This is a genomic window from Streptomyces sp. NPDC020917, from assembly GCF_044333795.1.
In the GTDB taxonomy this organism is placed as follows: Bacteria; Actinomycetota; Actinomycetes; order Streptomycetales; family Streptomycetaceae; genus Actinacidiphila.
Window position 1 is genome coordinate 100,361 of sequence record NZ_JBIRRR010000004.1, and the last position, 12,505, is coordinate 112,865.

The window sequence follows — 12,505 nt, forward strand, 5'->3', positions numbered from 1 at the left end:
CAGGGAGCGAGTGACCGCAAGCAGAAGCCCCGGGGCACTCGCCCCGGGGCTTCGACTAGGACATCGGTCAGCGCGCCGGGACACTCTCCGGCGTCGTCGTCATGGCAGCGCGCTTCATGGCGGAGACGGTAGCAGGACGGCACGACGCGCACACGTCCCCGGGCGCTGCTGTCCTCCCGTCGCCCCCAGGTGCTGCGGCCGTCCGGCCCTGGGTGCGGTGGCCGCCCGCCCCCGGGCGGCACGGTCCCCCGTCGCCGGGCGCGATGGTCCCCCCCGTCTCCGGGTGCGGCAGCTGCCCCCCGCTCCCGACCGCGCCCCGGTGCGCCCGGAGCCCGTCCGAGTCCGAGCCCATCCGGCCTCATCCGCCCTCATCCGGAGTGACGCGCCACGAACTCCTCGATCGTGGAGGCGACCGCTGCCGGGTCCTCCAGCGGGGCGGCATGGCTGAGGCCCGGCAGCAGGCGGCGTTCGGCGTGCGGCAGCCACGAGGCGAGCTGGGCGGCGCGCGCCCGGTAGCCGGTGCCGAGCCGCCCGCTCTCCCCACCCACGGCCAGCAGCACCGGCGCGGTCACGGCCGCCGCCTCCGCCGCCCCGAAGGGCCAGGCCCGCATGGCCGGGCCCTCGACGGTGAAGAAGTACCGGCTGCCCGCGACGGCCTCCCGCAGGCCGTCCTCGCCGAGCTCGCGCACGACCACCTCGCGGAAGCGCGGCCCGCTCACGCCGCCGAAGAAGAGGTCGAAGGCCCGCTCGTAGTCGCCTTGGCCCGCCGCCTCGACGGCGTGGGGCATGGCCGGGTGCTCCGGCTCGTCCGGCGCGAAGGGGAAGGCGGCGTCCAGGAGGACGAGGGAAGCCGCCAAGTCGGGCCGGGTCGAGGCGAGTTGCAGGGCGACGGCGGCGCCCGAGGAGTGGCCGACCAGGTGGGCGCGCCGCACCCCTGCCGCCTCCAGCACCCGCGCGGCGTGCCCGGCGTGCGCGGCCACGGAGGCGCCGGCTGTCAGGTCCTCGCTGCCGCCGTACCCGGCGCGGTGCATGGTCAGCACGCGATGGCCGTCCGCGGCGAGGCGGCTGCCCGCCGGGGTGAACCAGCCGGCCGTGAACGAGCCGTGCAGCAGCAGGACGGCGGGCCCCTCGCCCTCGTCCGTGTAGGTGATCAGCGCGTCGCCGGCGTCCATCCTCTTCCTCACGGTTCTCCCTAACGGGCCGGCCGCCGGCCCGGTTACGGAAGGCGGCCGTCCCCGCCATCGACGGGCGAGCACCCGTCCAAGGACCGCGGCGACTGGGGAACGAGCCGCCGCACCCGCGCCCAGCGCATGGCCATCGAGGCGGCGATCCGCGTCAACGAGGCCCTCGCCGAGTGGGCCCGCTGGGCCGAGGAGGCCGACCTGATGACCGACGCCTCCTTCGGCCGCCCCGGAGACGCCGCGCCCCCGGACCCCCCCGGCGCCTGACCCCCGCCGCCGGACGCCGCTCCCGCTCCCCGGCCCGGTGAACGGCTCCCGCTGTCGCACCCGTGCCCCATGCTCACCGCATGAACGAGGACGACTTCTGGCAACTCATCGACGCCTGCACGCCGTCCGTGCCCGACCTGGACGCCGACCCGGACGCCGACGCGCTGGCGGCGGCACTCGTGGAACGCCTGTCCGCCGGCCCGGCGGCGACGGTCGTCGGCTTCGCCGAACGGCTCGCATGGGCGCTCTACCGGCTCGACCGCAGGGAGTACGGCCAGGACCTGTCGGGGGACGCCTTCCTCTACACGCGAGCGGCCGTGGTGGCCGCCGGCCGGGCGGCGTACGAGGCGGCGCTCGGCGATCCGCGCCTGTTCGCCCCGTACGCCCGCGGCCTCGTCTGGGCGGAGAGCCTGCTCTACGTCCCGGACGAGGCGTACCGGCGGATCACGGGTGAGGAATGGGGCCGCCACACCCGCTACTCGTACGAGTCGTACGCGAACACCGCGGGGTGGGCCGGGGCCGGGGCACCGGCCGCCGATCCCGACTCGGGCTGACGCGCCGTCAGGGAGAAGCTCAGCTGATGTGGTTGTAGGGGACGGACTTGAGAGCGTCGGAAGGGGTGCGGGGGGCGAAGGGGCGGTGGCGGTCGGCGGTGCCGGAGTAGAGGGAGACGGTGCGCGTGGCGGGGGAGTAGGCGAAGAGATCGGCCTTGCCGTCGTGGTCGACGTCGCCGGCGCCGACGAGTTCGGAGTAGACCTGCCAGCCGCCGCCGATCTTCGTGCGCTGGGTGAACGTGCCGTTGCCCGTGCCGAGGTAGAGCCACAGGACGCCGTTCCTGTCGCGGGCGACGAGGTCGCCGCCGGGTGCTCCGGCGAGGTCTCCGACGGCGGTGAGCTGGTTGTAGATGTTCCAGCCGGAGCCGATGCGCTTGCGGGGCTCGAAGGGGCGGGACGGCGTGCCGGTGCTGGGGTAGAGCCACAGGACGCCGGACGTGTCGACGGCGACGAGGTCGGGACGGCCGTCGCCCGTGAGGTCGCTGCCGCCGGTGATGTGGGTGTAGACCTGCCAACCCCCGCCGATCCGCATGCGCTTGGTGACTCCGCCGTCCTCCCGGCCGGAGTACAGCCACAGGACCCCGGCCTTGTCGCGGGCGACGATCTCGGGCAGGAAGCCGGTGAAGTACGCCCCGCCGATGTCGCCGACCACCTCGATCTTGTCGTAGATCTGCCAGCCGCCGCCGACCTCGGCCCGCGGCCGACCGTCCCCCGCGCTGTCCCGCCACAGCACGCCCGCGGCGTCCCGGCCCAGCAGATCGGGGAGACCGTCGTTGTCGAGGTCGTGCAGGGCGGAGGTGATGGTGCCCGCGTGCGCGAGGAGCCGCACGGCCGGGCGTCCGTCCGCGCCGAGCGAGACCCGGAAGACCCCTGCGCCGTCGACGGAGTTGGCGCCCTGCACGATCTGCGCGGTGCCGTCGGGAGTGGTGGACGAGGAGTCGACGCTGTCCAGGAGTGTGACCTTCTCGCCGGTCCCGGCGCGCAGGGCCGTCGTCCCGTACGTCACCCAGTCGCCGAGCAGACCGATCGGCAGGTCGGCACCCGCCGTGGTCCCCGGGACGGGGACGACCGTGTCCGCGCCGGTGGTCCGGTCGCGGACGATCACTTGGAGCGTGTGCGTGGCCGTGTCGTCCTCGACCCAGGCCAGGCGGTTGCCGGAGATCACGGGGTTCCGCGCCTGCGGGGGATACGGGTAGGTGGTGGTGGCGTCGGTGAGGTCGATGAGGGCGACGTGGTTCACGCCGTTCGAGTCCTTCGTGTCGACCAGGCCGTGCGTGGCGTCGCCCGGCCGCACCCAGCCGGCGAGGGAATGCGCGTCCAGGCCCTGCACGGCCCGCGGTTCGGTGTCGCCGTCCTGAAGCCACAGCTTCGTCGCGCCGCGGGTGAAGAGGTCCGGGCCTGCGGCGCCTCCGTAGAGGCTGTCCAGGCCGTCGTCGACCGTCCGCATGCGGAACGACGTGCCGGTGGCCATGTTCCGTACCTCGGTCCCGTGGATCTCGCTCGCGGTGACCACCGTGTCCCCGGACGGCGAGGCGAGCCCCTCGATGGAGTCGAAGACGATGTCGCGCGCCGCTCCGCCCCCGTACGGCGTCCACCGGAGCTTTCCGTCCTCACCTTGGTGCGGGACGGACGTCAGATAGCCCTGGGAGCCCGCGGAGGCGAGCCGCGCGCCGGGCACCATCGGGAGCAGGCCGCCCGACTCCGCAGTCGCGGACCGCACTTGGGTCGCATCCGCGGGGACGGCGGTCATCGAGGCCGCGCCCAGCGTGACGGCGAGAACGGTGGCGATCGCGGCGCCGAGCCGGCGCCGGCCGGCGTGCGGAGATGGGCGACGGCGGGACACGTGCACAGACAAGGAAGGCTCCCCCCTCTGGAGCGGGACGCCATCCGTGCGCCCCTACCGGTCGGACCACCGGCCGGGCGCATTGGTTGTACGCCGCGTCAGGCGGCCCCGGCGCGCCCGGTCGCCTGCGCGGCGAAGCGGAGGGCCACGGTGTGCCAGACGTCGGTGGCGGCCGGCTCGTCGGCGAGGGCGGTGCGGTGGAGGGTGTCGCGGTCGAAGCCGTGGGACTCGACGTTGGCGGCGTCCCAGTGGCGGATGCGGTCCGCGGTGGTCTCGGGGTGGAACTGGACGCCCCACGCGGGCCCGTCGCCGAGGCGGAACGCCTGGTACGGGCAGGTGTCGGACTCGACCAGCCAGTGGGCGCCGGGCGGCAGTTCGGTGATCGCGTCGACGTGGTGCTCGATCGCGGTGGGTGCGGCGGGCAGGCCCTGGAACAGCGGGTCCTCGGCGGCGGCGTCCCGCAGCCGCAGCGGCGTGCTGCCGTACTCCGGGTGCCCGTGGCTGCCCTTGACCGCGCCGCCGGCGACGTGGGCGAGCATCTGGCCGCCGAGGCAGATCCCGAAGACGGGCGTGCCGGTGGCCAGCGCCTCCTGCACCAGCGCGCGGGTCGCGGGCAGCCAGGGCGCGCGGGCGTCGTCGTCCGGCAGGTAGCCGCCGCCCAGCACGACGAGTGCCTGACGGCCCGCCAGGGACTCGGGGACGGGGGCGCCGTCGTAGGCGGGCACCACGTCCAGGTCGAGGCCGCCCTCGCGGAGCCAGCCCTCCCAGCGGCCCGGGCCGCCGTTCGGGGTGCTCTGGATCACCAGCGCCGTCGCGCCCGCACCGCCGGCCGTCGCGCCACCATCGCCGGCGTTCTGCTCCGTACCCTCGCCCATCGCGTCCTTCTCCTCCACCTCGCCGTATGCCGCCCCCATGCTGCACCCCGCGCCCGCGCCCCGCTGTCACGTGCCTCACACCTCCGGCGCTCCGCCGGCCGGTGACGCGCCGGCCCGTGAAGGGCGCGTGAAGGGGGCGGCGACGGGCTCCCGTGACCCAGGACACAGCCTGCCGCGCCACTGCGAAGCGGCCCGCGCCACGCCTGGGCGGGGCCGCCCGACCCCTCCCGGGTGAGACGTGTTGCACAGGTGTGAACGCGGTGTGGCGGGGCATCCGCATCTCCATGTCTTGACGTACCCGCGGGATAGGCTCCCGCGGGACGGCCCGTCCACCCCCGAAGGGGAAGCACGTTGATACGCATCGAGTCAGTCACCAAGCGGTACCCAGACGGCACCGTCGCGGTGGACGACCTCACCCTGGACATTCCCGACGGGTCGATCACCGTGCTTGTGGGTCCCTCCGGCTGTGGCAAGACGACCACCCTGCGCATGATCAACCGGATGGTCGAGCCGAGCGGCGGCCGCATCCTGCTCGACGGTCAGGACATCGCACAGCAGCCGGTCACGGCGCTCCGCCGTTCCATGGGGTACGTCATCCAGAACGCCGGCCTGTTCCAGCACCGCACGATCATCGACAACATCGCGACCGTGCCGCGGATGCTGGGCTGGGACCGCGGGCGGGCCCGGGAGCGGGCGACGGAGCTGATGGAGCGGGTGGGCCTGGACGCTGCCCTGGCCAAGCGCTACCCGTACCAGCTCTCCGGCGGCCAGCAGCAGCGGGTGGGCGTGGCGCGGGCGCTGGCCGCGGACCCGCCGGTGCTGCTGATGGACGAGCCGTTCTCCGCGGTCGACCCGATCGTCCGCAAGGGGCTTCAGGCCGAGCTGCTGCGGATCCAGGCCGAACTGGGCAAGACCATCGTGTTCGTCACGCACGACATCGACGAGGCCATCAAGCTCGGCAACATGATCGCGGTGATGCGCACCGGCGGGCACCTGGCGCAGTTCGCGCCGCCGGACGAGCTGCTGTCGTCGCCCGCGGACGCGTTCGTGGAGGACTTCCTCGGTACCGACCGCGGCATCCGCCGCCTGTCGTTCTTCACCTCGGCCGGCCTGGACGTGACGGCCACGCCCATCGTCACGGTCGACGCCGACGCCGCGCAGATCGCCGAGCGCACCCTGCCCGAACTGCCGTACCTGCTGGTCACCGACGCCGAGGGCAAGCCGCTGGGCTGGGCCGAGGCCGGGCGGCCGGCCGAGCAGGCCGCGGACGCGTCGGCCGCCGCGCTGCTGCCGCACGGCCGTCCCTTCGTCCTCGGCCGCGAGAGCTTGCGTGACGCGCTGGACTGCGCGGTGCTCTCGCCGACCGGCTGGGCGGTCGCGGTGGACGGCACCGGGAAGGCGGTCGGCGTCACCTCGCAGGAGACCATCGCGACGGCGATCCGCGGCGCGCACGCCCGGCGCGCGGCCAAACCCGACAGCCCCGACGGGGACGCGGGGGAGCCGGTGAAGGCGCTGCGATGAACCAGTACTTCGACATCCCGAGCGACCTCCAGCACTCCTACGCCGGCCTGATCGGCCTGCATCTGCAGGAAGCCCTGCTGCCGGTGCTGTTCGGCCTGCTCATCGCGCTGCCGATCGCCCTGGTGTGCGCCCGCTTCAGCTGGTTCTACGCGCCGGTGCTGTGGGTCACCACCGTGCTGTACGCGATCCCTTCGCTGGCCTTCTTCGTCGTCCTCATCGACTACACCGGGGCCACCGAGACCACCGTGATGATCCCGCTGACCGTCTACAGCCTGGTGCTGCTGGTGCCGGCGATCGTGGAGGGCACCCGCGCGGTGTCGCCGGACACGGTGGCCGCGGCCACCGCGATGGGCTTCGGCTCGTTCCGGCGGTTCGTGCAGGTCGAACTGCCCATCGCGGTACCGGCGATCATGGCGGGCCTGCGGCTGGCCGCGGTGTCCAGCATCAGCCTGGTCAGCGTCGGCGCGATCATCGGCAACCAGGGTGCGCTCGGCAACCTGCTGCACGACGGCATGATCTACCACCGCGATCCGCTGATCGTCACGTCCGTGGTCACCACCGCGGTGCTGGCGATCGCCGTCGACGGCCTGCTGGTGCTGGCGCAGGTGCTGCTCACGCCGTGGCAGCCGCACGGCCGGGCGGCCGCGCGGCGGGCCGCCCGCACCGGGCCGGGCGACGACATCGGGCCCGGCGCCGATCCCGCCGCGGGCAAGGACAAGGAAACCGCCGCGCTCGGGGAGGCCGCCCGATGAACCTCCTGCACTTCCTCAACTCCTTCTTCTCCGACGGCGCCAACTGGCACGGCGAGAACGGCATCCCGCACCGCCTGCTGGAGCACGTCCAGTACAGCGCGATCGCGCTCGCCATCGCCGCGGCCATCGGGCTGCCGCTGGGCCTGTTCACCGGCCACACCGGGCGCGGCGGCTACGCGCTGTCCGCGTTCGCCACCGGTGCCCGCGCGCTGCCCAGTTTCGGCCTGCTGGTGCTGATGACCGTCTGGCTGGGCCAGTTGGGCACCACGCCGGCGATGGTCCCGCTGGTGGCGCTGGCCGTCGCACCGATCCTCGTCACCGCGCACGAGGCGATCCGCAACGTGGACCCGGCGCCCGTCGACGCGGCCCGCGGCATGGGGATGAGCCCGCTGAGCGTGCTCTTCCAGGTCGAACTCCCGGTCGCGCTGCCGCTGATCCTCGGCGGCCTGCGCTCGGCGGCGATCCAGGTCGTGTCGACCGCCACCATCGCCGCCTACATCAGCCTCGGCGGCTTCGGCCGCTACATCATCGACGGCCTCGCCCAGCAGACCTACGCGCAGGTGGTCGGCGGAGCGGTCCTCGTCGCCGGGCTGGCGCTCGTGACGATGGGGCTGTTCTGGGCGGTCGGCCGGCTCGTCGTGTCCCCTGGCGTGCGGCGCCGCCGGTGAGCCCGCGGCCGCCGGACGGCCTCGGCAAGCGGAGGCACAACTCCCGCGAGCGGAGGCCGATCCGATGCCGATCCCATGCCGATCGGTGACCTTATTCGCTTGACTGCCCCGAAGGCCCATGGCTGGATTTCGGGGTAGCCGCAGGCCCCGCTCGAACAAGCGATCCATGTCCGAAGCCCATTTCGTCCGGAAGCGGTAATCGTGAATCCCCACGTGAAGAACACCTTGTCCAGCCCGAGGAACATCCGACTGGCCGCGCTCGCCGTCGCCGCGGTCACCGCAGCCCCCCTGCTGGCGAGCTGTTCCTCTTCCTCCTCCGGCTCCAAGGACCCGCTGGCCGCGCCCAAGGCCAAGTCGGGCACGGTCGTCGTCGGCTCCAACAACTTCCCCGAGTCCATCCTCATCGGCGACATCTACGGTGAGGCGCTCAAGGCCAAGGGGATCACCGTCAGTTACAAGCCGAACATCGGCACCCGCGAGACCACCTACAAGATGCTGCAGAACGGCTCGGTGACCGTTCTCCCCGAGTACAACGGCGCGCTGCTGGCGTACCTCGACAAGACCGCGACGCCGGCCACCGTGGACGCGACGGCGACCGCGATCACCGCGAAGCTCGACTCGAAGCTCACGATCCTGAACCCGGCGCCCGCCGAGGACAAGGACTCGGTGACGGTCAACGCGGCCACCGCCGCCAAGTACCACCTGACCGCCGACTCGACGATCGCGGACCTGGCGAAGCACGGCGACGAGATCACCTTCGGCGGCTCGCCGGAGTTCAAGAACCGGCAGCAGGGCCTGCTCGGGCTCAAGTCCGTGTACGGCCTCACGCCCAAGTCGTACAAGACCCTCGACGTCGGCGGCCCGCTCACCGAGGCCGCGCTGAAGAACGACAACGTGCAGGCCGCGGACATCTTCAGCACCGACGTCACCATCGCCCAGGAGAAGTGGGTCTCGCTGAAGGACCCGAAGAACCTGTTCGGCTTCGAGAACGTGCTGCCGCTGGTCTCCAAGACCGGTCTGCAGCAGAACGGCGTGGACGCGCTCAACGCGGTCTCCGCGAAGCTGACCACCGAGGCGCTGCTCGACATGAACGCCCAGGTGCAGAACGACAAGAAGGACCCGCTGGCCGTCGCGCAGGCGTGGCTGAAGTCGGCCGGCCTGGCCTGACATGGACCCCGCGTCGCCGCCCACGAAGGCACCCTCCCCCGGGGAGGGTGCCTTCGTGGTGCTCGACGGGGCGAGCCTGGACCCCGACGCGGTCGCCGCCCTCGCCGGGCGCGACGCGGAACCGGCGATCCCGCCCGACGCCCTCGCCCGCGCCGACCGCTCCTGGCGCACCGGCCGCGCGCTCGCCGCGTCCGGACGGCTCTACGGACGGCACACCGGAGTCGGCGCCAACCGGATGGTGTTCGTCGCCGCCGAGGACCAGGCGGGACAGGACCTGCGGCTGCTGCGCAGCCACGCCGGCGGCATCGGCGCGCTGCTGCCGTCCCGCCAGGTGCGGGCCATGCTCGCGATCCGCGCCAACCAGGTGCTCGCCGGCGGCTCGGGCCTGCAACCCGCCGTCGTCGAGGCCATGGTGGAGGCGCTGCGGCTCGGCGTGCACCCGGCCGTCAACGAGTTCGGCGCGGTCGGCACCGGCGACCTCACCGCGCTGGCGCAGGCCGGACTCACGCTGATCGGCGAACGCCCCTGGCTCTGCGGGGACCTGGCGCCCGGCGAGACCGACGCCGCGCGGCTCGTCCCGACGGCCGTGCCCGCACCGGTCACCCTCGAACTCGGCGACGCCCTCGCCCTGATGAGCAGCAGCGCCCTCACGCTGGGCCAGGCCGCGCTGGCCTGCCACGAGGTCGAGATGCTGCTGCGCGCCGGGCACGCCGTCGCCGCGCTGTCGCTGGCCGCGGTCTCCGGCTCCCTGGAGGCGTACGCCGCACCCGTGCACGCCCTGCGCCCCTACCCCGGCGCGATGCACGCCGCCGCGGAGGTGCGGCGGCTGCTCGGCGCGCCCGACCGCCCGCACTCCACCGGCCTGCGCATCCAGGACCCTTACGGCTTCCGGGCCTTCCCGCAGGCGCACGGTCCGGCGCTGGAGGCGGCCGGCGAACTGCGCCGGATCCTCGCCGTCGAGCTCAACTCGCCCTCGGAGAACCCGCTGATCACCGAGGACGGCGGCCCCGACGGCGGCCCGGCCGCCTACCACCACGGCGGGTTCTTCGCGACGCCGCTGGGCCTGTCGCTGGACCGCCTGTGCCTGGCGCTGCTCCAGACCGCCCAGCTCTCCGCGGCCCGCCTGTCCTCCTACGGCGACCCCGAACTCACCGGCCTGCGCCCGTTCCTGGCCGACGGGCCCGCGGCCAGCTCCGGGATCATGATCCTGGAGTACAGCGCCAACGCGGCCCTCGCCGAACTGCGGGCCTGCGCTGCCCCGGCGTCGTCCGGGCACGCCGTGCTCTCCCGCGGGCTGGAGGAGGCCGCGAGCTTCGCCTCGCAGGGCGCCCGCCAGACGCTGCGGGCCATTGACGCCTACCGGCTCGTCCTGGCCAGTGAACTCGTCGCCGCGATACGGGCGTTGCGCCAGCAGCAGAGCGGGGTGCGGTCCCTCGCGCCGACCGCGCCGGTCCACGCCGTGCTCGACGCGGGACTGCCCGAGGCCGGCGAGGACCGCCCCCTCACCGCGGATGTCGCCGCGGCCGCCGCACTGCTCCCCGCACTGGCCGGCCTCTGAAGTCCTTGCGGTTCGGGGCTCGTTGCGCCTCGGCACCCGATCCCCGCGGGACTGTCCGATTGGGTACTCCTCGCCGGGTGTCGGCCGCTCTAGAGTCGGAGCCGTCATTCACGGCCGCCTACCGCGGTCGTTACGCATGGCAGCTGCACGGGGACCGGCCGAGGGCACTGCCGGACAGCACTGGGGGAGTTCATGTTCGGACAACCGAAAGCGCGGAAGAGGCTCAGGCGCGTGCTCAGTTGCGCGGCGGTGAGCGGGGTCGCGCTCGCCGGCCTCGTGGTGGGCGCGGGCTCGGCATCGGCGGGCGACGCGTACTGCCGCGACACTTTCGCCAGGGAGCCGATTGGCGTGCAGATCAGGCCCTGCCTGGTGGTCTCGGGGACCACGCTCTCCGGCTGGATCGATGGCTCCGTCCAGCCCGGCGGGACCCCGGCCTTCCCCTGCGCGCAACTCTGGTACCAGCCGTTCGGCACCACGTCGTGGACCAAGGTGTTCGACTTCGGCTGCGAGGGGAAGTGGATCGACCCGGGCGTGGGATACGGCGCCTACGGCAACAACGGCAGCTACGCGGCCAGCCCCGGCAACTACATCATGCACGCGGGCTACTGGGCCACGCTCGACGGAAAGTACGGCTACTACGGCGACGTTCAGTCGCCTCCCGCCCCCGTTCACTAGGAACGTCCCGTCCCGGGTGAGCCGCCGGGCCGTCCACCGCTGCGGACGGCCCGGCCTCGGTCAGGAGCGCTTGGCGTACGTGAACAGGAGCTGCGGCTCCTGGCCCGGATGCATGGACCCGTCGTTGAACGGGCCGAACGGAGACGAGGGCGACTCGTTGATGAACCGCAGCAGCAGTCCGTGCTCTGATTTCGGCGAGACGCTCCAGCCGTGCACGATCGACGTCACGTCCCACAGGCAAAGGCCCGCGGTGGGCAGGATGTGTGCGGCGGGACCGGCGTAGTCCCCACCGGGATGTGACCACGCGATGCCGATCGCCGCGCTGTTCCACGTCGCCTGCTCCTTGAAGGATCGCGTCAAGGCGAAGACTTCGAGCGGACCCGGGACGCTGCCATCGCATGCCACGCCCAGGTGGACGCTGGATACGTGCGCGCCGCGGGGGACTGCGCGCAGCGGGCCGAATCCGAATACCGCACGCGCTGCGCCGTGGCCGGCGATGTCAGGATTGACTCCGATGAGGCCCGGGTTCGAGACGTCCGGGTAGCCCGAGCTCAGTGTCGCTGCCACGGTGGCCGGTACGGCGACCTCGGTCTTGCCGAATCCGGGCAGCTGCGCGAACTGGAAGTTGCCGATGATCAGCTCGCCGTCCTTCGTGCGCACGGCGACCATGTAGTAATAGTCGTCCAGGTGTGAGCCGCGTGCCGCAGGCGCAGTCGTGTCGACGAAACCGACCGCCTCGGCGTCGAGCTTGGCTATCAGCGTTGCGCGCGACGGGGTGAAGTCTGCCTGCGTGCCGCGATACACCTCGAGATCGGAGGGGCCGCTCGACGGAGACGAGCCGTTGTAGACGGCGGGCCAATGCAGTTCCGCGCCCGTCGCGTGAAGGACCGTCGGCGGGTTCAGGTTGACCGGCTGGCGCACCCAGGACGGAGTGACGGGCGCTGTCGGGGTGTACACCGGCGTCTGTGGAGCCGCCGCGGCGCCTGTCGGGCTCAGCGACCCCGGCGGTGGAGAGGCGGCTGATACGGGCACCGGGGGGAGCGCACCGCTCGCCAGGTCGGCCACGCCGAAGAAGGTGCCGTAGGCGAGCGCGCCGATGCAGGACAGGGCGAGGACTTTGAGCCCCGCGTTCCCCGGGCGGCGGGCCAGCTTCGAGCAGATCATCGCGGCGCCGCCACCGATGGCGCCGCCGATTCCCCCGGCGAGCACCGCGCCGATGAAGCCGCCGCCGAACTTGCCGCCGAACTGCGAGCCTGCCGTCGGCGCCAGCATCCACGGCACCAGGACGAACATCGCCTGCCACCAGGGCAGCCCCTCCATCATCCCGGCGATGCTCCCGCGGCGGCGGAAGGTTCGTCCGGTCCGGCTCGTGCCCTGCATCCACGTACCCCGCATCCAGCCTGTCGCATGCGGCAGCTCGGCGGAACAGGGGATCCGAGTGCCC

At 73.1% G+C, this 12,505-nt stretch carries 12 protein-coding genes; 8 read left to right on the plus strand and 4 right to left on the minus strand.

From position 1 onward, the window contains the following. Positions 1 to 368 precede the first annotated feature (368 nt). Positions 369 to 1,184 carry an alpha/beta fold hydrolase gene (locus ACH4TG_RS10365; RefSeq protein ID WP_398241765.1) on the minus strand — a complete coding sequence of 272 codons (816 nt, stop codon included), beginning with the start codon at positions 1,182 to 1,184 and terminating at the stop codon, positions 369 to 371. A gap of 126 nt (positions 1,185 to 1,310) precedes the next feature. Here ACH4TG_RS10365 and ACH4TG_RS10370 point away from each other — a divergent pair, with 126 nt between their 5' ends. Both ACH4TG_RS10370 and ACH4TG_RS10375 read left to right on the plus strand, forming a co-directional pair. Then, on the plus strand, positions 1,311 to 1,448 hold the full coding sequence (locus ACH4TG_RS10370; protein ID WP_398241766.1) for a hypothetical protein: 138 nt from the start codon (positions 1,311 to 1,313) through the stop codon (positions 1,446 to 1,448). An 80-nt stretch (positions 1,449 to 1,528) separates the two neighbouring features. Then, positions 1,529 to 2,002, plus strand: coding sequence for a DUF4240 domain-containing protein (locus ACH4TG_RS10375; protein WP_398241767.1), 474 nt, complete (start codon positions 1,529 to 1,531; stop codon positions 2,000 to 2,002). A gap of 19 nt (positions 2,003 to 2,021) precedes the next feature. On the opposite strand, the gene ACH4TG_RS10380 is transcribed toward ACH4TG_RS10375, so the two are convergent. Further along, a complete protein-coding gene (locus tag ACH4TG_RS10380) occupies positions 2,022 to 3,851 on the minus strand; it encodes an FG-GAP repeat domain-containing protein (protein ID WP_398242120.1) in 1,830 nt (609 codons plus the stop codon). A 92-nt stretch (positions 3,852 to 3,943) separates the two neighbouring features. Continuing rightward, the gene (locus ACH4TG_RS10385) at positions 3,944 to 4,759 is read right to left on the minus strand and encodes a type 1 glutamine amidotransferase (protein ID WP_398241768.1); all 816 of its coding nucleotides are present in this window, start codon (positions 4,757 to 4,759) and stop codon (positions 3,944 to 3,946) included. A gap of 312 nt (positions 4,760 to 5,071) precedes the next feature. Between ACH4TG_RS10385 and ACH4TG_RS10390 the strand changes: the two genes are divergently transcribed. From ACH4TG_RS10390 to ACH4TG_RS10415, 6 genes are all read left to right on the plus strand, one after another. Further along, positions 5,072 to 6,241, plus strand: a complete 1,170-nt coding sequence (locus ACH4TG_RS10390; protein WP_398241769.1) for an ABC transporter ATP-binding protein — start codon at positions 5,072 to 5,074, stop codon at positions 6,239 to 6,241. After that, complete coding sequence (locus tag ACH4TG_RS10395) at positions 6,238 to 6,993, plus strand: ABC transporter permease (RefSeq protein WP_398241770.1); 756 nt, start codon at positions 6,238 to 6,240, stop codon at positions 6,991 to 6,993. The genes ACH4TG_RS10390 and ACH4TG_RS10395 overlap by 4 nt, the downstream gene beginning before the upstream one ends. After that, a complete protein-coding gene (locus tag ACH4TG_RS10400; RefSeq protein WP_398241771.1) occupies positions 6,990 to 7,661 on the plus strand; it encodes an ABC transporter permease in 672 nt (223 codons plus the stop codon). The genes ACH4TG_RS10395 and ACH4TG_RS10400 overlap by 4 nt, the downstream gene beginning before the upstream one ends. Positions 7,662 to 7,874: 213 nt before the next feature. Beyond that, positions 7,875 to 8,828 carry an ABC transporter substrate-binding protein gene (locus ACH4TG_RS10405; protein ID WP_398241772.1) on the plus strand — a complete coding sequence of 318 codons (954 nt, stop codon included), beginning with the start codon at positions 7,875 to 7,877 and terminating at the stop codon, positions 8,826 to 8,828. A 1-nt stretch (position 8,829) separates the two neighbouring features. Beyond that, the gene (locus ACH4TG_RS10410; RefSeq protein ID WP_398241773.1) at positions 8,830 to 10,386 is read left to right on the plus strand and encodes an aromatic amino acid ammonia-lyase; all 1,557 of its coding nucleotides are present in this window, start codon (positions 8,830 to 8,832) and stop codon (positions 10,384 to 10,386) included. A gap of 231 nt (positions 10,387 to 10,617) precedes the next feature. Continuing rightward, positions 10,618 to 11,061, plus strand: coding sequence for a hypothetical protein (locus ACH4TG_RS10415; protein WP_398241774.1), 444 nt, complete (start codon positions 10,618 to 10,620; stop codon positions 11,059 to 11,061). A 60-nt stretch (positions 11,062 to 11,121) separates the two neighbouring features. Here ACH4TG_RS10415 and ACH4TG_RS10420 read toward each other — a convergent pair whose 3' ends face one another. Beyond that, a complete protein-coding gene (locus ACH4TG_RS10420; protein WP_398241775.1) occupies positions 11,122 to 12,384 on the minus strand; it encodes a DNRLRE domain-containing protein in 1,263 nt (420 codons plus the stop codon). Positions 12,385 to 12,505 lie beyond the last annotated feature (121 nt).